We start from the raw sequence: 23008 nt of genomic DNA, 5'->3' as shown, positions 1-23008 counted from the left end.
CACCTGATCCTCCCGTATCAGAACCTCTTCCTTGGCCCTACTAATCTCCTCACCCGGCACATAGGGATAACCCTGATCTCCTAAAAGAGCAATAAAGGCTTGTTCAAGTTGGGATTCGGTGAATTTCATTTATACCTCTTGTGGGATATATTCTTCAAAAAAAGACTAAAATATCATCAATGAATTGTTCCTCTCTCTCCTCAATATCTTTTTTAACCCAGTCATTAAATTGAAAATTACTTAAGTCTAAAATTGTTGCTATTTTGCTTTGAGAGTACTTGTTTTTCTTATTACCAAAATACCCATTTCCAGCTTGAATATTAAGCTTTTTCTCAAACACTATCTTATTACCAAAACGATCTAAGTATTGTAAAGCATCTGAAATATTCCAGCCATTATAATTAGTGTCTTGCCATTTTTTTGGAAAAATATGTTCAATATCAAAAGTATATGGAATCATATTTTTTTGATTTGGATTCAAATATGCATGCAAAAGTAAAAGAGATCTAGACAACCTTGAGGAAGAATGTTTTCTAATTTCAGACCTGAATAAATCTTTATTTAAAACATATCGATATTTCATTCCTTCGCCATTAGATCTGAGATATGCAAGTGTTATAAGTATCATCTTTAATTGCATTTACTGATGGATAATTAATGAACTTTGAAAAAAGGTTAGAAATCAATTCTTTGAGAAACTCTGTAAAATCATTTACAAAATTTTCAGAACTATAATTAACATAAAAGAAAACAGTTGTAGGGTATTTCCAAAAATCATTCGGATACAATGATAGACAATGTAAATACTTTTCGGGCTTCAGTAGAAATCTCATACTCTTCCTCATACTCTTCTGGATTTTCTTGAGTATTCACGTAATACCAAAAATTTGATAAGAATACTATGTCATCCATTAAATCCTCTTCTTTTAGCCTTTTGTTGGAGGTCATGCCATAAAATTTTCTTAATCCAACCTCTTTAGTTTTATCATTTGCCTCTGCTCTAAGGATATGAGAATAATATCTGAAAATATCATCTATTTGAATTCCAGCATATTTACATGTTTGAGTTAATTCTTTCCAAGTATTTGTGAATTCAACGCGCTCATCCTTTGTAGTTTTACTTTTGTAAATTTGGGCCTTAAAAATATCCGAATCAGATAGAGGTAAACCTCTATCATTGAGTGTTGAAAATATAGTTAACGCAGTCTCTGAGGTTTCACACTCTATAGGTAAAATTATGCATTGAGTTAAAATTGTCACACAAAGTTGCTTCCATTGTAAAGGATTTGACTCAGCATATGAGTCACATTTCATTTTAAAGAATATGTAATTTTTAGAATAATTGTCGGTGGCGGAGGAATCGGCTAGACCTGTTTCTAAAACTTGATGAAATACTTCGTTATCCTCTTCCGTCGCTACCATAGATTCTATATGAATATTTTTAAAATCTTTTACTTTTTGGGAAATAGGATCAATATCCCAAATGCAAGGTGCAATTTGATTTTTCAAGCCTTTAACATCATCATCTTCAGGCATTGTTTCCAGCTTTTTATAAAAAGCCCGTAACAAAAAGAAAGAAAGATGTAAGTCTTTGCTGTCCGTCAATAATTTCTTGATTTTTATCTTCATTTATAAAGGAAACAATTGTTCCTAAAAAATAATCTGATCCGTCTTGAGCTTCGGATTGTGCAAAGCTCTCTATATCATTCCAAAGTGTCTCACATTTTTCAATGTTCCATTTATAAGGCCTTTGAAAATCAGGTATTATAAATTTTCTACCTTTAATATCTGTCAGTAATTTTGAGATATTTTTTTTGCTTACATGTAAATCAGCCATCTAATAAATAATTATGAATTAAAAATAAATTTTAAATTTTTGCGATTAAATTTTCATACCGATTCTTATGATATTCTCCTTTAAATCCTTCAACTATTTTCTTATATTCTTTATCTCCTATAGCCTTATGAAGGTATCCTTCATGAACAAAATTCGAATAAGAAACGATTTCACCTAAGCATGAATGGAATTGCTTAAAATCAATATCGGCGTTCATAAAAGTTTCAATATCTATAATTAGCTTTTAATCTTAGTCTATAGAGAATATTCAGAAGTGTTGTTTCAGGAATAGTTTTATATATTAAATCCCAATGTTTTTTGCTAAATGATTTAACAAGGTCACCTTTAGAATTTTGAAATTCTTTTCGTTTTGAATGTTCTTTTTCACCTCGTTTACGCTTATTCTCTGCGTTTTCTTTACGGGTTGATTTTAAAAAAACACCTATTTGTTTTTCTGCATCATCATAGGATTCAATCTTTTTTAAGCCGTTAAAGCCTTTATCGAAATCTTTAATAAGATTCAGTCCAGTATACTTAAAGTCTTTATGATCTCCATTTGCAAAAAAACTAATTGCTTTTGGGTAATGTCCATCTTTAATTGAACTACCAAAAAGTTTGATTGATTTCTCATGGTTATCATTTGCTATTTCTTGTGATTCATGAAAAGCAGTCATTGTTAGGTAAACCGAATAATAAGCTTGAGGAAAATGCCAATGTAGGGCAAACTTGTAATATTCATCAGATTCAGCATCAGATGTCATTTTAAACGCTCTTTCAGTGCTCCATGAATTCCAAAGAAGTTTTCTACAGTCATTTAAATCTAAATTTTGCTTTTTTACTTTTATACTGTTGTAAAAATTTACCTGCTTAAGATTATATCGATCCTTATCATTTTGAATATGATAATTAATAGCAGTGAAGTGATTGAAAAATACTCTAGATGGAATTGATTTTTTAAATTCCTCCTCACTTTTTCCAAATGAAAATAATGGTTGATCTCTTCTACCCATATTTAATTACTTAATTATTTCCTCCTTCACCCTCACCCTCCCACTAATCAACTCCGGCAATAACCTATCTCTAAGTTGAGTGAGTGTTTCGGTTTCCTTTTGAATGAATAAAGCCCTGCTATTTGATGCAGACAAGACTTTCGAGAATTCTATTAATACTTTCTTACTAGGTATTATTATAACAATTCCTTTTAAGGCACTTCCTGAAACCTCCTTAAATGTGGATCCTGAAGCTACTGAGTCAATCTTATCTGTATTTGCTTTCAAAAATTGAAAAAGATATTCCGTAGGAATCCCTTTATCGGATACTAAAGACTTGAAGCCCTGGTTAGTACTGACATTATTTTCTGCGATTGCTATATATCCAATCGGTGCCCTAGAAGAAAAAAGCACAGTTCCTTTAGGCATCAGTTTAGCACTACTATTCTTAAGTCCAATTTCAGTAATATCTGTTGCGCCCTTTGATATATATTTCCACTCATAACCGGACAAATCTTTTGGGGATAACCAAGGAATACCATTTTCACAAAAGTATTCTTCCACTTTAGTAGATGGTGTACCGCCACCAACTACCGTTGCGGCATCGTCTATTGTTTTCACCTCCCACCCTTCAGGAATCCATTTCCCCAGCGTCTCATTAAAGACAAAAGAAGATGGAAACAGTGCGGCAAGTTCGGGGTTGGAATCGATGAGTCTACGAGATTGCTTCGCTCCGCTCGCAATGACGTTTCCTTTTGCTATGAGAGAGCGTCGCTTCTCCGCCATCGCTTGTAATTCATCGGGGATTTCTTGACCTTCTGCCAGTGCATTATCTAGCACGGGATCGAAGTCCACAAACCAGTTTTTAAACAAGGCTTGCGCCATGGCTTCCAGCGTTTGGTTCATCCGTCGGTTTAGCTCGATCTTATCATCCAGCTTCCCTAAAATATGGGCTATGGCTTTTTGTTCGGAAAGTGGGGGATATTTAACCTTTAACTTAGTGAGAATTTCATTATTCAAACTCGCCCTAGTTGTCATCGTTGCCATTGAAGTAACTAATGAACGGAAATAGGAACTTCTAAAATAGTATCCAATATACTCAGGCCAAATTTTTGAATTTGGTTTCGGCCTTAAGCGCTTTGTAAAACCATTAAATGTAGCTTTTTCATAATCTTTAGTTGCTACAGAACTCATACCTAGCTCATTGAACGTTTCACTTGTTCTAGTTAAAAAAACATCTCCTCTTTTTACAGAGCAAGACTCTTGTTCTTTTTCATTAGTATTTGCTAGTTCCCCTAATTTATGAGGCAAAAAGTAATTATAGAAAACATCTTTAAATGAAACAAAACCCTCTCCAAAGCCAAATTGATCTCTAGACTTTGACAGTCCTGATTTAAAATCATATTCTTCATCCAGTGTTGACTCTACCCACTCACTCATATCCTAATACTTTTAAATTCTCCCGAATAGCTTTATCCAATTCTTCTGCTTGAGCCATTTGGCATTTCAGCGTAGCAGTCAGTTGCGCCATCTTATCTTCGAAGTGAATGCCATCGTCTTCTTCTTCAGCTACACCTACATAGCGACCGGGAGTCAGGACGTAGTCGTTGGCTTGGATCTCGGCAAGGGTGGCGGATTTGCAGTAGCCGGGGATGTCTTCATACCCCCCCTGGCCCCCCTTAAGGGGGGAATCGGATCCCACTTCCCCCTTCAGGGGGATTGAGGGGGTAAAATTTCGCCAAGTATGGTAGGTGTTTGCTATGTAAGCAATGTCTTCTTTGGTGAGTTCTTTTTGGGTGCGGTCGATCATCGAGCCGAGTTGGCGGGCATCGATAAAGAGGGTTTCGCCACTTCGATCCCGAAACTCCTTTTCTGGGTTTTCTGGATGCGGTCGCTTTCCTTTGTTTTTGGTTACAAACCAGAGACAGACCGGAATCTGCGTAGTATAGAAGAGTTGACCCGGTAGCGCAATCATGCAGTCCACTAGGTCTTTATCCACCAGTTGCTGACGTATCTCTCCCTCGCCTGAGGTATTGGTACTCATGGAGCCATTTGCCAAGACAAAGCCTGCCGTTCCGTTTTCGGAGAGTTTGCTCAGCATATGCAGAATCCAGGCATAGTTGGCATTTCCTGCCGGAGGGGTGGTAAAACCCGACCAGCGGGAATCATTTTCCAGTTCGTTCTTTTCCCGCCATTGGCTTTGATTAAAAGGCGGATTGGCCATAATGTAATCGGCCTTCAGATCAGGATGCTGATCTTTAAAGAAGGTATCCGCTGGCACATCACCCAGATTGGCAGAAATCCCACGGATGGCGAGGTTCATCTTCGCCAGTTTATAGGTCACGGCAGTATATTCCTGCCCGTAGATGGAAATATCTTTGGTATTGCCCTGATGACTTTTCACAAAGTCTATACTCTGCACAAACATCCCACCCGAACCACAAGCCGGATCATAGATCTTTCCCTTGTAGGGTTCGAGCATCTCGGTGATCAGGTTTACAATACACTTCGGCGTATAGAATTCTCCACCGCCTTTTCCCTCGGCAGCAGCGAAGCGACCCAAGAAGTATTCATAAATCCTGCCCACCACATCTTCCTCGGCATCGCCTACGGTATCGATGTTATTGATGGTATCGAGCAGGGCGGCAAGTTTGCTGGGATCGAGATTGAGTCGGGAAAAGTAATTGTCAGGTAGTGCGCCTTTCAGCAAAGGATTGTTCTTTTCAATGGTATGCAGGGCAGTATCGACGATCAAAGCGATATTATCCTGTTTGGCATTGTCGATGACATGGTTCCAGCGGCTTTCCGGAGCGAGAAAGAAGACATTCTTCATATTATAGAATTCCTTCATCTCCAGGTATTTCTCCTTGCCCTCTGTGATCAGTTCTTCACGCCTTTGGGTAAAGGTATCACTGGCAAACTTTAAAAAGATCAAGCCCAGCACAACGTGTTTGTATTCTGAGCTTTCCACTGTTCCTCTGAGTTTATTGGCCGAATCCCAGAGGGTTTCTTCCATGGACTTTTGATTCTTTTGGGCTGCTTGTTTAGCCATATAATTTATATAGTTTCTTAAATCTAAGACTTAAGGTGGGGAATTTGGTATGGATAAGTATCTTTTGACTAATTCTTACATAAATTAATTCTTTCCCATTTCATTTGATCGGAACTTGTTCCTCCACCAATTTTTCAAGCATTTTCAATCTAATATTCATTTGATGGAGAATAGTTTTATCATAATCATTGATTGGATCTCCAAGTTTGGAAACAAGTACAAATAGCTCAATAGCAAGAAAAAAGATAAACCAAAGGGTCCATACGAATATGGCTACTCCAGATTCCAAGATTATAACGAAAAGTGTTTTTAATTCATCAAGAAATCCAACCTTTGATTTCAGTTCCTTATCTAGAACTTCTTGCATATTAATTACTTGCTTTTCTTTCTCATTCTTTGATTCCCTTAGATCAGCTATTTGCTCATCTATTTGGGGTATCATTTCGGCTTTGGGGTTAGCAATACTCGTATTTGAGACTTTTCTACCTACTAAAACCATTTTTCCAGTAGAGTCCTTTGCATATTCTCCTTCGGAACTTGGTATGGAAATCGTAGGTTTTAACGAGATTTCATTAGAGATTTGGTTCCTTTCAAATTCTCTTGAATTTAATAATGAGTCTATCTGAGCAATTTGATTTTTTAACTCCATAGTCTTTATGGGCAATAATCGATTGACTTCTGTTTGAATCTCCGATATTTTCATTTTTTCAACATCTTCCTTAAAAATGATTTGATCTATTATAATTGATCCTAGAATGGCCATCACTAATCCAATTACAATTCGAAATGAAGAAGCCCACCAATTTCTGCCAATTGAAAGGATGATTTGCCTTTCAATTTGAATGATCAAAAAAACTAAGATCAAAGAACCGATTACTGAACCTAAAATCTCAGTCTTCAGATACCGTTGTGTGAAAAAAAAGCCAATAAAGCCCCAGACTCCAGAAATGATTAAAATAGCAGATAAGTACTTTTTTACTGCTTTTGCAGCTACTTCACTTGAGTTTTTCAATATTTGGTAATTATAACCTGTGAGGAAACAACCAAATTTCAACCACCAATCTTTCATAATATTTTATTAAGAACTTTCGATTGAGTCAGAGCAGATAATCCTCTCATAAATCCCCTCTGATAAGACAATACTATTCTTTGAGTCATTCCAGCATTTGTTTCTGAATCCTTTTTAAGATCAGCCACTTTTTCCATATGCTCCAAAACCATATCCTTCCGAGTTTTAAGCTCTTCAACGAGATCTATTAATCCTGCTCTACTTCTAGATTGCATGTGGAAATCTAATTCTCGAATTAAATCTTGATAGTAAGTGGTAACCTTCTGCACCAAAATCTCTAAATCATATCTAATTAATTTGATGTTTTCAGATTTATAGGAGTCATCCGGACTTATCAAGGCATCACTGTATCCACGGCTTTCATAGTCTGCTTGTAGAAATTGATAAATTGATTCGATTCCTTTTACCTGCTCTTTGTTAAAGAAATTTTCAGAGTTTTCACTAGGTTCATTGTCATCTACGAAAATATCTTTTGGAATTTCATTGGACGGATTACCCACTTGGTGTTGATCATCTTCTTTAGGTTTGTTTCTTTTAAAAAAGTCAAATAGACCCATAGCTTAATTATTTAATGTATTTGGTTGGAACTTTATAAATCCGATGACCTTTTTGATGGCAACTTTGGCAAAGGGTTACCATTAAGTTATTTGAGTATTCCCAAGGTTCTCTGAAGGTGTTTAAACTTCTTGAAAAATGATATTGCCTGTGATGAACTTGAAGTTTTTCTGTTGAACTACAAATCTTACACTTATTACCATCTCTCTCTAGGATCTCAATCCTTTTCGCTTTCCACCTAGGATCAAAAAGAGATGCCCCATACCCACCATGATTTTCAGTTCCTTCTTCTTGAGTTTTTATAAAAAGTTCATTCATAAAAAAGAGAATTTTTATTTTTAACTAAAATATACTTCGAATACATTTCCAGACCAGAGCATTTATTTGCTCTAATTCAAACCTCAATATAATTTAAGCGCTGGTTTATAATAATATAGCTTATAAGTTATGATATAATTAATTTCCGGGTTTAAACCAAGATAGGGGTGATAAAAGTTGGTTTAGTTCCCCTCACCTTTCTCCCGATTAGTTACGCACGGGATCTTCTATTTAAGGAAGTAAAAGACTTAGGCAAGAAAGAGAAATAATTTTCGGATTCTATATTTTTGCTACCTCAAACCCATCCTTCTCCTTTAGGAGGTGGCGCTTGGCACTGTTTATTATTTAACTGTCCAATCCTATACAAATCTTTACTCTACCCCCCTCTAGGTGTATTCAGATCGTTTGTGGGAATAGGGTGGGATTTGTAATTCCACACTATATCTTTATCAAATTACAATTGGTTATATATATTTCTACCCATCGTGCTGCCAGCAATAACTACTTCCAGCAGCAGATTTCCTTGAACACCTTGTTCCAGCTTTAGTAGTGGCTTTACATTGACTAGATGCTTGCGCTGGTTGAGTGTGCTTCTTTGGCTCCACTTTACTCTGTTCTGAAGACAAAGGAACTGGCTTGGCTTCGCCGGTTTCAGCACTCGATGGTTTACAAACCAGGCAGGCAGTTAAGCCTTTCTTTTTGTTTGCTGCCAGATCCGAAGCCCAGCCAGTTTTAGCGTAGCGACAGGATTCTTTATGATACTTCGCTCCTGTCTTCGTGATGAAGACCGTCTGCGCCTGCAGCTGGGCTGCAAGTAGGAAGAAGGCTGTGAACAGGAAAGAATAAAGGAGTTTCTTAGTCAAGGTTAGCTGGGTTGGTGGCACTAGAACTAATTCGTAGGTAAGAAAGTGGTTTTTGAAGTCAAAAAAAATACCCTGTATAGGGTATTTTTGGACCTCACCCCTCCCTCTCCTTTAGGAGAGGGCGATCGATTCTGCTGAAAATTGGAAAATTATGGGTCAAACATGCAGAACACCCAAAGACGATTGTGGTAAATGGTGAAATTCTTTTTTACCTCATCCCATGCCTACTTCCGGAACCGCTATTCTTTAGGGACAGGCACTTTAGTAGAAAGTGAACAATCCTGCTGAAATTAAATATTCGTATTCCCAACAAGGGAAGATAACAGACTAGCCAAACAATGGGGTAGCATCAGGCTTAGGAGGTAACATTGGATAAAAAACTCCAATTATCACAAATGGATTATTTGCTCTGCGGAAATGCCATTCTTTGGTAGTACCGAGAAAAAAATAAAGATCCTTATTCTCCAAAAAATTCTTTTCGTATTGCTGCCGAACTTTTTCCAAAGCGATTTCTTGATCTCCTTGAGCACCTTCGAGACAATTCCAGTACAGCTGCCCAATTTCCCAATCCTCTATCATAAGCTTGGAGACTTTACCTTCATCATCTTCAAATTCATACTTGAATTTCCAAGGAACTTTTGGAAATGCTTCTTTTGCTTCTGCTTTGGGTTCATTAAACATATCCATTTGCTCTTGAAGAGCTTTCCAGACAGGTTTCCAATCAGCCTCATCCTTCTGAATGATCAAGCGATTGATCTTTGTAGGTTTAAAAGTTGCCAAAGAAACATTCTTAGGGGCTTTTGAATCTTCTATAAGCTTAGTAAGATTGGTATATACATTTTGAAGACAAATAGATTTCCTGACTTTCCAGTTGTTTTTGGTGTCTATTGTATCTCCTATTACAATATCTTTAAACTCATAATCCTTAGGAGAGTAACTTTCCGGACGAAAATCATCAGTTCGTTTTACCAGATCCAACTCTATCCATGTATATTTTCTGGATTTAACTTTGCCCGTAGATTTCATTCCTTTGAGATAACTGAGTGGCATAGGGTAAATTCTGATCCAAGTGCCATCCTCTCTCATCCCTGCAGTACAAACCAATTCATCATAGCTTCTTGAAGGCAAAGGATAAGTGGTGACAGTCAAAAGGATTTTCTCTCTGGGCATAGCTTACAAGTGTATCAGTTCATAATCAAAGAAGGGAAGCTCACAAATTGCCTCTGCCAAATGCTTGCGATGGCACTGGCAAATATTTGCCTCAAAGCAGGTGATAGCAACCCTGTCATGGGTTTTAATCAATTCCAGTATTTCTTCCTGTCGCGATATCGTCTCAGGTAAGACTGTCTTTTTATAGTCTTCAAAAAGTATATCGTAATCCTTCTGGCTATTCAATTCCTTTCTTTTGTCAGCAACTATTCCAACGTCAGGAATATGTAAAAACCGTATCCCAACACCATCACAAGCCATTTGTAATTGGGATTTGTTAAAGCCGTACTTCATGCTTAAGGAATTCTTTCTCACATCACAAAGCACCTTGACATCAACAGCCAGAAGTTTGTTTATGTATTCTTCCAAACTAATTCCTTCATATCCGATGGTATATAGGACCTTTTTGGATGATAGAGGCTTCTTAGCTTTAACTATTTCCATTTCCGCTGTATTCAGATATCGCTCTGCTACCGTACTATTAATGGCATAATAGGGGAAATTGACGTAGGTATAGCGAATAAGTTCTCTGGAAGTCTTTCCCTCAAATTTCGTTTTCAGTTTGGTAACTGCTAATCTATCCTCCGGCTTTAGAACTTGCCAAAAAGACGTTTGATCTAGTTTTTTCCATGTTTTCTCTCCTTCGGTAACCTGCTTATACTTCTTCATTGTAGAGAGGTCCGCATTTGCCTGAAATGAGAAACAGCCAAACTTATAGGGAACAAAATGAAAACTCTTTTCCTCTTGGTAGGTAGTAAAAAGCATGAGTAACTTTTGAAGCTGAAGTTTTTCTAGCTCACCTCCAAAGGCTTCCAAAATCGCCATTACTATTTTCCTTCTGTAATACATCATAATCTCTGCAAAGGTAGCCCTTACTTCTTATTAAGATGAAAGCTCTCTATATAATTCAACAAATAAGGCGGCTATATCTGTCTCAAAATTCGCCATACCTTATTGTCTAGTCCTAATCAGCTCCCTAAGACTTGGTGTAGTCAATTCGTCAGGGTAACTGGGTGGGATTTGCCTCTCCTACAAGCTGGCCCAAGGCTAAAATGATTTGTGAATCATTTCTAGACGCCTTGCCTACCCTGATATTCTTACCAATTTGCAATTGGCTTTTCTACCTCCTCCCATCCCCCTCCTGAAAGAGGAGGCGATCGATCCTGCTATCATTTTACTATCTGATTCAGAATAAAGTAGGTTCCGGATTTAAGTCCGGATGGGTGTTATAACTCAACCCTCCCTCTCCTCAAAGAGAGGGCGATCGATCCTGCTCCAGATGTAGATTAGAGATATGAAGTAGGTTGGTTATTCCCGAATCGCTTCGCTTCCCGGGATCTTAGATTTCAATAACTAAAAAGCTTAAGCAAGAAAAGGAATAAAATGATATGAACACATACCCTGTACAGGGTATTTTTGGGGAAATGAGAGGAAATGTAGTGCTTTTAAGGGTTTATGTGGAATTCTGAATCCTTCTGGGGTCTTTATACAGATGAAAATAGGAAGTGCGTAGTATGATCCAGTCTAAAATTTAGGCCAGATAATGGTCTTTTAAGGCCAATAAACAATATTCTGATCCTTCTCTATTTTCATACCTGCAAGACTTTCGAGATTTATAGGTTTGTAATTCGTTTCCTGTTGCTTGCGAGCGACCGAATCATGTATGATACTACCCTTAGTTATTTCTCTGTATTTTGGACTAAATATTTTGTATGGTCCTTTATAGGAATTATGAATATCCAGTAAAAAATCCGGAGCTTGGAACTTGCCACCTACTCCGAAAACATATTTGTCAACCCTTTTCTTATCAAGTCTTAACCCATAGCTTGAAGCTTCACCTAGCATCCAAACTAACGAAATTTTAGAAAGCCCTTCTTCGGGATAAGACCCACCGATATCAGAATGTACCCCAGCGAAATAAACCTCTTTTAGGTCTTTATGGGTCAATGGATTTACTTTCTGGACCATAAACTTTTTCCTCCTTTCGTCTATTGCCACGGCATGTCTTACTGATTTGACATATTTTAAATTATAGGTGTAAGGAAGGTTGGAATTTATTTTAAAAATATTGCCAACTGAAGAAACGGTATCCCAAATTCCCATAAACGAAATTTTCCCTTCTCCCCTGGAAAAGGAGCTTTTTATTCGGGCTACAATTTTCACTTGGTCGGAAACATCATTGCTTCCAAATGAGTCCTCCTCTGTAATTCTATTCAAATCTCGACTCGTGTAGTTTTGATATAGGTTATAAACTTGTTCCAAATGTGCTGAGTTTCCCTTTTGAAGGATTCCAAACATTCTTATCAAACCTGCTACAACCCTAACTGTATATGCTCCTCTACTAAAACCGAAAAAATAAATGCTGTCCCCATCCTCATAATTTTCCATTAAAAATTTATAAGCATCCAGAACATTATTCTTTAAGGAATACCCTGAAACCATCGCCTTTAACTTATACCAATTTTTACTCAAGTCCTTTTCCACCCATAAAGGTGTGGTAGTACCCAGGCAGGGGAATAGTAACAAATTTGCTTCGCTGATTTCTCCAAACATGCAAATAGATGCACAATATTCGAATTCTCATTTACAGTGACTTTATTCCCAGTGCCGTCACAGCAGACAATAATGTTCTTTGACATATCCTTTTTCCTTTTTGAAAAACTATTTTCATAAATATTGGCCTCGTATGGAAAGTTCTTGAACTTTTGAAAAATCAAGTCTTGCCCAAATCTGGAATAGAACTTCTAGAATTCTATTTTTAACCTTTTCAAGAGCACTATTCCACGGGTCATTTTCAAATTTGAGCGTGTAGGAGTTCCGCAGTTCATTCAATTTGGAACGTAGGTAGATATAAAAGCAATTGCCTCATCAAATATTATTTTTGCTTTTTCAGGATCATTTTTTACTAATCGTACAAAGGATCTGGCACAGTTTGCGTGTTTCGAAGTATCTGATGTAAAACTTTTTACAATTAATTCTACATTACTACTCGGAGGCCCATTTAGAAGCAAAGACCCTAAAATAACAATCTGATCACAACGCTCTTTAAATAATATTCCACGGGTATTCGCATTACTGAGGGAAAAAAACTCAATCGTGGTAATAGCCCTCTGAAATTCCTTTCCTACGATATGTCTTGTTTTTGGAATAGCTCCTTCAAACTCGATTAACTCTTCACAATCCTGATCATAAGTTCCAATCGGATAAATTAATAAGGGTTTCTCAGCCAAACTTTCACTAACTGGATCCTCCATTTTGGTGTTATATTCACCCAAAATTGGAAAAATATCACTTTTGATTGCCTGATTGCATGGACCGCAGGAAATAGTATAATTCATAGAATGGTATGCCAAAAGTAAGTATCCACCTGCATCCTTTTTCGGAATTTTTAGGGGTATCCCCAATTCCTTAAATTCCTTTGAAACTTTCCATGTCCTTACATTATTTTTTGGTCTAAAATGCTCAATATCAATTGACCCCTTACCATAAGCCAAACCTTCGAGTTCGCGTTCACAAAAAGCACATTTGTTCCCTTGTAACCGCATAAACACTTCTTTTATCTCACTCCAAATATGCGATTTGTCAGTTACCTCACCGGCTGCCCTATACTTATCAGTTCGTTCTTTTGCACGTCGCAACCAACCGGGTTTATGGATTTCAATCAAGCCTTCTATTTGGGCTTGAGTTATTTCCGTACCATCAAAGTTTTTTCTGTATGATATCATAGTTATATTGATTCTAGACCTGATGACTCTGCTGATCCTTTTGTCAATAATTCCATAAGCTCACTTCTAGCTTCTGAATTTCCGGTAGCTGCTTTAAGAGATAGGTTCCTTAATTGATCCGCAGTTTCATTATTGCGGGTAGTTTGAAGTCCAAATAAATCCGAAACGAGAATTTGATCAGCATCCAGTCCAAAAGTGTTTCTTTCTTCTCTTTCAGGAACTATCCATCCATCCTTACCCTGTTTTAGGTAAATTATGTTTTGCCATTGTATGCTGCCAACTATAAGTGGACTATGGGTGGTTACAATAAACTGGATCTTAGGTAACGCATTTGCGAGTAGTGGTAAAATTTTCATTTGCCATGCCGGGTGAAGATGAAGATCAATTTCATCTATCAATACAATTCCCTCATTTTCCACAAGCTTTTTACCACTGGGGGCACTCTTTTCGATATGGTATAATAAATCACCTACCCAACCGACAAAGGCTCTATAGCCATCTGAAAGTGCATCAAATGGTATTCTGACGCCATTTTTTTCAAAAATAAACTGATCACCATCAAGAAATTCTGTAATTCTGAAATTATTGTCACCAGTAATTCTTGCCAGAAGATTAATGAATTGAACATAACGCCCCCGATTGTTTTCACGCATTGCAGGAAGCCAAGCATTCAGAGGAATCAGTTGATAGGTATCCTCAAACAAACTTTGAATTTTAATCTGCCTGTCTTTAGGGCCGGATTTTCTTTCAGCTGGCTTAAAATACTCAGGCAATTCGACAGTTCGATTAGCACCATAGCCGACAAGAAATAAGGCAGAGGGGTTTTCTTCATAAACCGGATGCCATTCTTTCGACTGTTCATGATTCCAATAAATACTATCATTATTACCTTCCTTTTGTGTAATCAGTATTTTTCCTTCTATCCTACTGTATAAAACATCATCCTGTTCATTCGCCACAAATTTGGCTGAAATTGTACCCTGGCTAATTTCTTCATTACTTGATCTTCTCAGCCACATCCGCTTTGGAAAAGCAATATCATTTACACTTGGCCCTAAACTAGATAAGGCAATCGCTTTGAGAAAGGCAGTCTTCCCAAATGAATTATTACCTAGGACTACATTAATATTCTTGTATCGAATATTTTCTGTTTTAAATACCTTAACCAATCTATCGTTGGAAATACTGGGATACAAAAAATCAAGGTTTTCAAAAGATTTAAATCCCTTGAAGTTTTCAACACTTATTTTTTCGATGTACATTTTTTGTTAGATCTAGAAGGTATTTTTTTTACAACTAAAATATAATTTTACGCCTGCGCTTGAAGTAGCAAGATATTGGAGGGTTTGTAATTCCTCGTTGATATCAAAACTAATTTGTAATAGGCTTTCCCACCTTTCACCTCCCTCTCCTTGAAGAAAGGGCGATTGGCTCTGCTATCATCGGGATTCCAGAATCAAAAGGTGTTTGATGGTTCCGGATTTATGCCCGGAAGGATGATAAAAGTTGGCTGTTCTACCTCACCCCCTGCCCTCTTCCCGATTCTCGGGACAGGCTCTGAAGAGAGAGGTTGATCGGCTCTGCTCCAGATGGAATAAAGGATAAGAAGTAGGTTGGGCGCTTTCAATAAACTAAAAGGCTTGTGCAATAAAAGGAAAAAATAGATATGGGAACATACCCTATACAGGGTATTTTTTGACCTCACCCCTCCCTCTTCCCGATATCGCGTTGCTTCCCGATACACTTCGTTTTCGGGATTAAAACATCGGGACAGGCTCCCCGCAATTCTGCGGGGCAGGCTTTTAGGAGAGGGCGATCGATTCTGCTGAAAGTGATATGATCTGGTCCCAAATGGGTAGCTCCCCATCACGATTCTGCTGAATGGAGAATATTTTCCTTCGAAAACGAATCAAATGCCCTCTTCCCGCAAGTGTTCGGGACAGGCTCTAAAGGAGAGTGCCTGTCCCGATAGCGCAGCGTATCGGGAGTTAGGGTGGGGTAATTCAGAGCAGATATCCTTTTATCTTCCTTATCACCTCTCCTATATCATCTATTACCTCTTCATTCTTGAACCTTAGGATCTGGATTCCAAATTCCTGGATCACTTGATCTCTGTTAAGATCTTTTTCTTTAAAATGACTTTATGCTAATTCTAAATCACTAAATGGTTTACTTAATCTATCCCAACTTTTGAAGGCCAAAAGTTGGCAAAAGCCTTTGTCGCCGCCAAAGCTTCAGCCCTGAATCCCCCGCTGGGCTCGCTGGCGCGACATTCCCACCCACCTCCAAAAGATGATTCGATTAAATTATTAAAAATAGATTGACATATAGATTTTAACTTATTGCTTTCAACAGTGTTAATTTGTTCCTCAGCTCTTTTGCTTTTTGGTGTGTGGCTGCTGAAGCACCATTGAAGAGGTTGGATGAGTAGGTCATTTACTAATCAATATAATCAGAAAGTGATTGGAGGTAAATCCATTAATGCTAGCAGGATCTACCCCCCCTGTATATGGAAATTCAATCAAATAAGATAATTCATCATTCTTCAAATTTGCCCTATATCGATACATCAATTCAATTAGGTATCGATCTACATTATTAGCGGAGATTAGAATTTTTAGCTCAATAAATGATTTTAGGACGATAAAAAGTTCTGATTTGTCATTAACTAGTCACTTATCAATTAAATCTATCCTAAGTAAAATTCTTAACTCACTTTCCCTATCCAAAAAATGGAAAACACATAAAGTCAAAAGGTTATACCTAATCTACCTATTAAGTTGACCTTAGCTGATTTTGGTTGTCACCCATAGTACAACACTGGGGGGACCGAGTCTGGTATTTCGTGCAAAGTAATCATTACAATAAACTTCTATATTTTGTAAATAAACAGCTTATATAATTTAAAAAAAATTAGTTACTTATTACTAACTTACAGGAAGTTTAGTAGGAGTATTTCGACGAAATTACGGCTATTTATATACAAAAATCATAAGATTAATGATCACATATCAACGTAATTTCAATAACATTTGATGAACATTATACAAGCAATTATACTAGCTATAATAGAGGGTATTACGGAATTTCTTCCTGTTTCTTCAACGGGGCATATGATCCTAGCCTCTTCAGCAATGAAAATCCATGAAAAAGAATTTGTAAAATCTTTTGAAATTTTTATACAATTGGGAGCAATAATAGCAATTGCTTTAATGTATATCGAAAGGTTCCTAAAAGGACTAAAAATCTACTTTAAATTATTTGTGGCCTTTGTACCTACAGCTATAATTGGATTTATAGCTTACGACTTTATTATAGCTAATCTATTTAATCCAATTACCGTTTCAATTTCTCTTATAATCGGGGGAATTGTGCTGATATGGACTGATAATAAGGTTTTTGGCAAAGAAACACAAATCGATGAACTTGAAAACATCCCTTATTTAAACGCATTTTACATTGGCTTAATGCAATGCTTAGCTATGATTCCGGGAACCTCCAGAGCTGCAGCTACGATTATTGGGGGAGAAATCAATAGATTAAATAAAAAGCAAGCAACTGAGTTTTCGTTTTTGTTGGCGATCCCTACAATGTTTGCAGCTACAGGATATGACTTGTATAAGACCCCCATTCATTTTAATTTTCATGAGATACTTAATGCTTTCATTAGGATTTGGATGTGCTTTTATAAGTGCATGGTTCGCTGTGAAGCTATTTTTAAGAATAATACAAGATTATGGTTTTCAATATTTTGGATATTATAGAATATTATTAGGGATAATATTCTTGCTTGTAATGACCTAATAGATATTGAAAGTAACATTCAAGAAAAAAGTAAATTCTGCAAACTACTTAAATTAGAGGTAATAGTTCAACTAACTGCTTACATTGATTGAGAGCAGTTAGTATATACAATTTGTAAACAAAAATGAGATTTACAAACCTTTAATAAGATATTACTCTTAAGTCATCAAACATTAAATTATTTCTACTAATATTCAGCTTTTGACCACTAGAAGTAGTGATATTTCTCATCTTTACTTCTTTTGTAGTTACAAATGGAGCTAGTCCGGTAGAATCAGGAGTATACCTAGGATTAAAATCTCCAAATAAATAGGGGCCAAAGTATTTGTCGGGATGATTAGAATCCTCAATATGAAGATTTTCAATCGTAATAAGCTCTGGCATAAAGCAAGGATAGCCAAAATCATGCTTTCCTGAATTATAACCTGAGATCAAAGAAGCACTTATTGATTTACCATTAGCTGGAAAAAAGGTACAATTACGTAAAATCAGCTCACCTTCCCAGCAACTACCATAGTCAGGACGAAGATTTATGAAGCTTTTCCCTCTTACTTCAGTATTCTCAACACTCAGAGTACCATTTCCAATAGCATTAATTTGTCCCAAAGTAGAATTTCTAATGGAGGCATTGCTTACCCCCATATGGGCATCAAACCGAGACAATTCACAGGTATCAAAAAGAAGATTTTTACAATAATTTGATACCATTATGCCCCAATATTTATTGTCAGTGATACTGTTAAATTGTCTACAATTGATAAAAGAAACATTTATTGAACGACTCACTGTAATATCATAGCTGCCCATTGCGGAGGGTTTGCCTGAATCTCCAATTTTATAATAAGTTTTGTGACCAGTTAATATGGAATTTTTTACTGTCACATAAGAAGAATTAGTTATGGTAATAAATCCTTCATAAGGGGCTCCATGATTACCTTCTCCAATAATACGATGCTCCATCCCATCTATTATTACATTGGATCTATTAACCGTTAGATTTCTACTGAAACGGCTAACATTTTTTTTTTCAGTATTGGCAATTGTTGTAAAACGGCCTCCATGGATTACTAAGTTTTTTTCATCAATAGGATATGCAGTTAAATTAGTGATTTTATCAAAATTCCATATAATCGGTGTATTCGGATCTACTGTTCCATCCCTATCTACAATGAAAACATCAGTTTGTGGAGCTCCTAAATTTTGTTTTGACCCTAAACGAATGTATTGCTTCCTAGTATTATCTGTAGCTTCAATCAAAGTCAATTGGGGTACCAGAATGTTAAGCTTATTTTGATTTTTTGTTAGTGATGTTACATCTGTGAGTTTATAAGATGATAGTTTTGACCTTATCAGAAAAATCGGAGATGTTCTATTTTGAACATCTGTATCGTCAATTATAAAGGACGCTGTGCCAAAATCCGTGTCAGTTTGGATAATTGCAGTAAGATCCTTACCACCCAAATAATACGTTGCACCCTGGTCCGCCTTTACATCTATTCCATGTCTATTGGCAAATTCATGGGCTTTAACAATTGCTTCCATATCGTCTGTGATTCCATCGCCTTTTGCATCGAAATCACTATAATAAACTACGTTAGGTAAATTCAATGAGGAGAATGAATCTGAAGCCAACGTTTGAAAGGTCATAGATGTTTGGCCAACATACGCAATAATTGATAGGTAAAGAATTAGAAATATTCTAGTATATTTTGACATACGGTTAAAATAAAAAAAAATTGCTACAAAAAGCATCTATCTAAGCCGGAATAATTGTTCGAAGAAAATTATTCTAGCGGGATGCTCAGTGTAGCAATCTAGGTTATTAGGGTTAAAGTAATATTATTACCTACAACAAATAATAGGAGTTTATTACATTATATTATTTAATAGTTATGTATATCCGCTTTTCTACCAGTAAGGTGGCAAAAGCAATGTAAGATCTGTTAAACTTAAGATTTGGGGCCACTTCGGTCTTCGGTCATCGGTCTTCCAACCTGATAAGCAAAGAATCTAAGGTGACTGGCATCATTGCGGATAATCATATAATAGTATAGTTAATTCAAATAAACACTGAATAAATCATGCATTTTAAGTTGAACAGAATTTTATAACTAACGTCTACCAGCAGAGTCCTTCATAGTTAGGTAAATTTTCTAAGGAAGAAACTCGAACCAAATCAATAATTGATGCTTTTTCCTTTAATTTATCTAGGTAAGGAGTTGGATCGAAATTTCTGTGGTTAATGAGAATCACATCAGCGGCTTCAATGGCATTACTAGCATCTTCCTCTATCAACTCAGATAAATGGGGCATGTGCTCATCTATAAATGAAAGATTAGCTCCCATCAACTTTGACAAATGAACATTCGGATCATAGATTGAAAGTTGATATCCTTTACCAATTAGTTTCTCGGCTAAATCAACTGATGGACTGTACCGTAAATCATCCGTACCTTCTTTAAATGATAGTCCTACAAAGCAAATTTTCTTTTTTCCTGTCCTGGCGATTAATTCAAACGCCAAACGCTTTTGGTACTCATTGGATTCATGCACTCCACTTAAAACCGGAGTGGCAACATATTGATCATGACCTAAGGTTACCAGACCTTTTAGATCTTTTGGGAGGCAAGATCCGCCATAAGCAAATCCAGGCTTGAAATAAGCTGGAGAAATATTAAGATGTGTATCTTTACAAAAAAGCTCCAATACCTTATGTGAATCAATTCCCATCGATTTCGCTATGTTACCTACTTCATTTGCAAACGTAATTTTCAATGCATGAAAACTATTGTTAACATATTTAATCATTTCGGCAACTTCAATTGCAGTTATTTCAATCGGTGCTTCAAGTTCTTCATATAGAGAGGAAACTTTGGCTAGAGCTAAATCATGATCACCTCCTATTACCGTAATAGCGGGACTATAGTAATCTTTAACAGCAGTACCTTCTCTTAGAAATTCCGGATTAGAGACAACAGAAAAACCTTCTCCTCTTTTTCTTACCAGAAAATTGGGATATAATTTCCCCTATTTTTTTATTAGTACCAGGTAAAACAGTACTTCTAATTACCACAGTATGAAAATCCGTTTTGTTTTTTAAAGCCTCGCCTATTTGTTCCGCTGTTTTGTAAATATATGACAAGTTCAGATGGCCCTGCGGTGAAGATGGAGTACCTACACAAATAATACTCAGTTCTGTTTCTAAAATGGCCTGATTTGCACTGGTAGTTGCGCTTATTTTTTTATTATCAAACTCTTCTTTAATAATCAGGTCTATATCCTTTTCTACTATAGTTGGTATACCTCGGTTAATCATACCAACTTTAGTTTCATTGATATCAACACCTACCACTTGGTGCCCATTTTTTGCAAGACACCCTAAACTCACACAGCCTACATACCCTAACCCAAAAATTGAAATTTTCATAGTCTATTTTTTTTTATAATAGTTGATCATTTTTAACATAAATTCCTGCATGTCATCCCATTGCGCACTCAGGGAGTTCCTAATATCACTTTGTTCCGCCTCATTAAAATCTTTGACTAATATTTCGTTTATCGTCAACATAGCAGTGTCTCCAGGCATGTGTTGTAACAAACCCTTTTCTATAAGCAAATGATTTGCTTTCATTTCCCTAATCCCACAATAGATACTAGGAACACCTAGCATTGCCCCTTCCCTAGCCATACTGTCACCGGAAGAAAGCATTAATCTGCTGTAAAAGATTAAAGAGCGAATATCTTCAATTGGCTCCTCTAAAATAATCCAATGTGAAGGAAACTTATCTTTAATGGACTTATCTTCTAGGGACAATAATACTGGCACACTAGTATCCATCTTGTGCGAAAAGCTGCAAACGATAGCATCTTCCTGATCCATATAATTGAAAGATTTGTTACTGACCTCTCTCACAAAAATGTAGCTATAAGGCAATAGGTTATATCTTTTCAAAACTTTAATAGATGGATTAAAGTAAACTGGACTTAGGTAGCTCCATTCTTTTAAACAATTAAATATTCCTGTATTTCTATTTTCAGGCACAAGAGGGGGGAAGAAAATTCTATCAGATAAAAATGCATTTATTTGATTTATACGCTTTCTTTCAGGATCGTCATAAAACTGTATGATAGGCGTACCAGAAATTCGGCACGCCAATGCTAAAGGGGCACTACTTGCAGCTACACAAATAGCAAAATTGTATTGCCTGATAAGTTTAAGAAATTCACCGGTACGCTTGATATTTCCATCCCAAAAGATAGACCATTTCGTTCCCCTGCTACTTCCAACAGGTACGAGTGTTATTCCTTTGTACTCTCTTTTTATAATTGAAGGCAACTTCCCTCGATCTAAATAGCAGACTAACACGTTCCACCCTTCATCTTTTAATCGAAAAGCTAATCCCCTGAACAAATTCAACTGTGCAGGATGTTTAATATCAAATAGAATTGAATTATTGATCATTTAAAAGTTTGTATTAATGGAAATATCGTTTGTAATTTCTCTCATAGGTTAGTTTATCTATCTTCCTCTTCCGAATCAATTTTGCAGGATTTCCAGCGTAAATAGACCAAGGTAAAGTATCTTTAGTAACTACTGACGCCAAAGCAACTACAGTGCCTTCAGCTATAGTTCTGCCAGGCAATACATATACACCTGTAAATAGACTAGCGTTATCCCCAATTTTTACTTTGGCGCCCATGGATTTATAATCAGGATCATCCAGATCGTGACCTAACGTAAAAATCCTTACATATCCAGCCAAATCCACATAATTCCCAATTTCAATACCTCTTCGACCATCCAACAAACTGCCATGTCCTATGGAGCAATTTGTACCAATTTTAATTTTCGAAGGAGCATAGACTCTGACCCCCATTTGTATATGGGAGTTTTTTCCAATCTTCATTCCATATAAATACCTATAAAAAAACTCACGGATAAAATAGCTGGGAATTCTACTAACGATATGATTAGCAAAAGCCAAGTATAAGAAACGAAAGTAATTGATTATCTCTCTCACTAGTGGTGCCAGGTTTTAGAAATTTATTGACCATATAATTAAATTCTAGACTTAATAAGTTTAGCAGGGACACCGCCCCAGATCGTAAAAGGAGGAATATCCTTTGTCACTACAGCTCCAGCGCCAACGATACTCCCTTTACCTATCCTTATTCCTGGCATTACTATTACCCTCAACCCAAGCCAGACATCATCTTCAATAATCGCTGTATATGCTTCTGATCTTCCTTGATCCGCCATAGGAACATCCACTTCGCTATTCAAATGAGTTTTTCCCAAAACAATGCATTCACGTGCAATCATTACATTATTTCCTATTTCAACATTATCCAATCGTACAGACTCATTAATTTGACAATTGTTACCTATAACTACACCATTTCCAGCACCAACGTATACCCCCTTCTGGATTTTGGTGCCGTTACCTACAACTATCACTTTCCTCAAAAGAGAAACTCTTATGTGAGTTAAATAAAGGTCCTCCCGGCCACCAATAACTTGGAAAGTTGGATGCAAAAAGATAATAAAATAGTAAATATATTTTTTTCATTTAACTATGATAGGATT

At 36.5% G+C, this 23008-nt stretch carries 23 protein-coding genes and 2 pseudogenes; 2 read left to right on the top strand and 23 right to left on the bottom strand.

Going from position 1 to position 23008, the window contains the following annotated elements:
• Positions 1 to 154: 154 nt before the first annotated feature.
• From AC0L6R_RS07295 to AC0L6R_RS07215, 17 genes and pseudogenes are all read right to left on the bottom strand, one after another.
• Positions 155 to 583, bottom strand: coding sequence for a GmrSD restriction endonuclease domain-containing protein (locus tag AC0L6R_RS07295; RefSeq protein ID WP_473270611.1), 429 nt, complete (start codon positions 581 to 583; stop codon positions 155 to 157).
• A 191-nt stretch (positions 584 to 774) separates the two neighbouring features.
• Positions 775 to 1605, bottom strand: a complete 831-nt coding sequence (locus AC0L6R_RS07290) for a GmrSD restriction endonuclease domain-containing protein (RefSeq protein ID WP_473270606.1) — start codon at positions 1603 to 1605, stop codon at positions 775 to 777.
• Positions 1550 to 1837 (bottom strand): DUF262 domain-containing protein, encoded by a 288-nt coding sequence (locus AC0L6R_RS07285; RefSeq protein WP_473270605.1) that lies wholly within the window; start codon positions 1835 to 1837, stop codon positions 1550 to 1552. The genes AC0L6R_RS07290 and AC0L6R_RS07285 overlap by 56 nt, the downstream gene beginning before the upstream one ends.
• 224 nt (positions 1838 to 2061) lie before the next feature.
• Positions 2062 to 2847, bottom strand: a complete 786-nt coding sequence (locus AC0L6R_RS07280; protein WP_473270604.1) for a hypothetical protein — start codon at positions 2845 to 2847, stop codon at positions 2062 to 2064.
• A 6-nt stretch (positions 2848 to 2853) separates the two neighbouring features.
• Positions 2854 to 4266, bottom strand: coding sequence for a restriction endonuclease subunit S (locus tag AC0L6R_RS07275; protein ID WP_473270602.1), 1413 nt, complete (start codon positions 4264 to 4266; stop codon positions 2854 to 2856).
• Positions 4259 to 5878 carry a type I restriction-modification system subunit M gene (locus tag AC0L6R_RS07270; RefSeq protein WP_473270601.1) on the bottom strand — a complete coding sequence of 540 codons (1620 nt, stop codon included), beginning with the start codon at positions 5876 to 5878 and terminating at the stop codon, positions 4259 to 4261. The genes AC0L6R_RS07275 and AC0L6R_RS07270 overlap by 8 nt, the downstream gene beginning before the upstream one ends.
• Positions 5879 to 5978: 100 nt before the next feature.
• A complete protein-coding gene (locus AC0L6R_RS07265) occupies positions 5979 to 6890 on the bottom strand; it encodes a DUF4407 domain-containing protein (RefSeq protein WP_473270600.1) in 912 nt (303 codons plus the stop codon).
• A 53-nt stretch (positions 6891 to 6943) separates the two neighbouring features.
• Entirely contained in the window at positions 6944 to 7504 is a 561-nt protein-coding gene (locus tag AC0L6R_RS07260; RefSeq protein WP_473270599.1) for a hypothetical protein, read from the bottom strand.
• Between the two features lie 7 nt (positions 7505 to 7511).
• Entirely contained in the window at positions 7512 to 7820 is a 309-nt protein-coding gene (locus AC0L6R_RS07255; RefSeq protein WP_473270598.1) for an HNH endonuclease, read from the bottom strand.
• A gap of 476 nt (positions 7821 to 8296) precedes the next feature.
• On the bottom strand, positions 8297 to 8683 hold the full coding sequence (locus AC0L6R_RS07250) for a hypothetical protein (protein WP_473270597.1): 387 nt from the start codon (positions 8681 to 8683) through the stop codon (positions 8297 to 8299).
• A 327-nt stretch (positions 8684 to 9010) separates the two neighbouring features.
• The gene (locus tag AC0L6R_RS07245; RefSeq protein ID WP_473270596.1) at positions 9011 to 9853 is read right to left on the bottom strand and encodes a hypothetical protein; all 843 of its coding nucleotides are present in this window, start codon (positions 9851 to 9853) and stop codon (positions 9011 to 9013) included.
• A 3-nt stretch (positions 9854 to 9856) separates the two neighbouring features.
• Positions 9857 to 10744: a DUF488 domain-containing protein gene (locus AC0L6R_RS07240; protein WP_473270594.1), complete on the bottom strand. Its 888-nt coding sequence runs from the start codon at positions 10742 to 10744 to the stop codon at positions 9857 to 9859.
• 699 nt (positions 10745 to 11443) lie between these two features.
• Positions 11444 to 12376, bottom strand: coding sequence for a phospholipase effector Tle1 domain-containing protein (locus tag AC0L6R_RS07235; RefSeq protein WP_473270593.1), 933 nt, complete (start codon positions 12374 to 12376; stop codon positions 11444 to 11446).
• Positions 12361 to 12531, bottom strand: coding sequence for a phospholipase effector Tle1 domain-containing protein (locus AC0L6R_RS07230; protein ID WP_473270592.1), 171 nt, complete (start codon positions 12529 to 12531; stop codon positions 12361 to 12363). The genes AC0L6R_RS07235 and AC0L6R_RS07230 overlap by 16 nt, the downstream gene beginning before the upstream one ends.
• Before the next feature lie 189 nt (positions 12532 to 12720).
• Positions 12721 to 13617: an HNH endonuclease family protein gene (locus tag AC0L6R_RS07225; protein ID WP_473270591.1), complete on the bottom strand. Its 897-nt coding sequence runs from the start codon at positions 13615 to 13617 to the stop codon at positions 12721 to 12723.
• Positions 13618 to 13619: 2 nt separating this feature from the next.
• On the bottom strand, positions 13620 to 14879 hold the full coding sequence (locus AC0L6R_RS07220; protein WP_473270590.1) for an AAA family ATPase: 1260 nt from the start codon (positions 14877 to 14879) through the stop codon (positions 13620 to 13622).
• A 741-nt stretch (positions 14880 to 15620) separates the two neighbouring features.
• Positions 15621 to 15737: pseudogene (locus AC0L6R_RS07215) on the bottom strand (DUF559 domain-containing protein); the annotation flags it as partial.
• Between the two features lie 915 nt (positions 15738 to 16652).
• On the opposite strand from AC0L6R_RS07215, the pseudogene AC0L6R_RS07210 reads away from it, so the two are divergent.
• Positions 16653 to 17315: pseudogene (locus AC0L6R_RS07210) on the top strand (undecaprenyl-diphosphate phosphatase); the annotation flags it as partial.
• Positions 17227 to 17421, top strand: coding sequence for an undecaprenyl-diphosphate phosphatase (locus tag AC0L6R_RS07205; RefSeq protein ID WP_473270588.1), 195 nt, complete (start codon positions 17227 to 17229; stop codon positions 17419 to 17421). The pseudogene AC0L6R_RS07210 and the gene AC0L6R_RS07205, both read left to right, overlap by 89 nt.
• A gap of 141 nt (positions 17422 to 17562) precedes the next feature.
• On the opposite strand, the gene AC0L6R_RS07200 is transcribed toward AC0L6R_RS07205, so the two are convergent.
• The 6 genes from AC0L6R_RS07200 to AC0L6R_RS07175 form a co-directional block, all read right to left on the bottom strand.
• Complete coding sequence (locus AC0L6R_RS07200) at positions 17563 to 19137, bottom strand: hypothetical protein (protein WP_473270587.1); 1575 nt, start codon at positions 19135 to 19137, stop codon at positions 17563 to 17565.
• A gap of 402 nt (positions 19138 to 19539) precedes the next feature.
• Positions 19540 to 20427 (bottom strand): nucleotide sugar dehydrogenase, encoded by an 888-nt coding sequence (locus AC0L6R_RS07195; RefSeq protein ID WP_473270610.1) that lies wholly within the window; start codon positions 20425 to 20427, stop codon positions 19540 to 19542.
• A complete protein-coding gene (locus AC0L6R_RS07190) occupies positions 20387 to 20848 on the bottom strand; it encodes a hypothetical protein (protein ID WP_473270586.1) in 462 nt (153 codons plus the stop codon). Before AC0L6R_RS07190 ends, AC0L6R_RS07195 begins: the two co-directional genes overlap by 41 nt.
• Before the next feature lie 3 nt (positions 20849 to 20851).
• Entirely contained in the window at positions 20852 to 21883 is a 1032-nt protein-coding gene (locus tag AC0L6R_RS07185) for a DUF354 domain-containing protein (protein WP_473270585.1), read from the bottom strand.
• 13 nt (positions 21884 to 21896) lie between these two features.
• Entirely contained in the window at positions 21897 to 22442 is a 546-nt protein-coding gene (locus AC0L6R_RS07180; protein ID WP_473270584.1) for an acyltransferase, read from the bottom strand.
• 38 nt (positions 22443 to 22480) lie between these two features.
• Entirely contained in the window at positions 22481 to 22879 is a 399-nt protein-coding gene (locus AC0L6R_RS07175) for an acyltransferase (RefSeq protein ID WP_473270609.1), read from the bottom strand.
• Between the last annotated feature and the right edge of the window lie 129 nt (positions 22880 to 23008).

It is taken from the genome of Algoriphagus sp. 10J20-15 (genome assembly GCF_055809615.1).
This window is presented reverse-complemented; position numbering and strand designations above follow the sequence as displayed.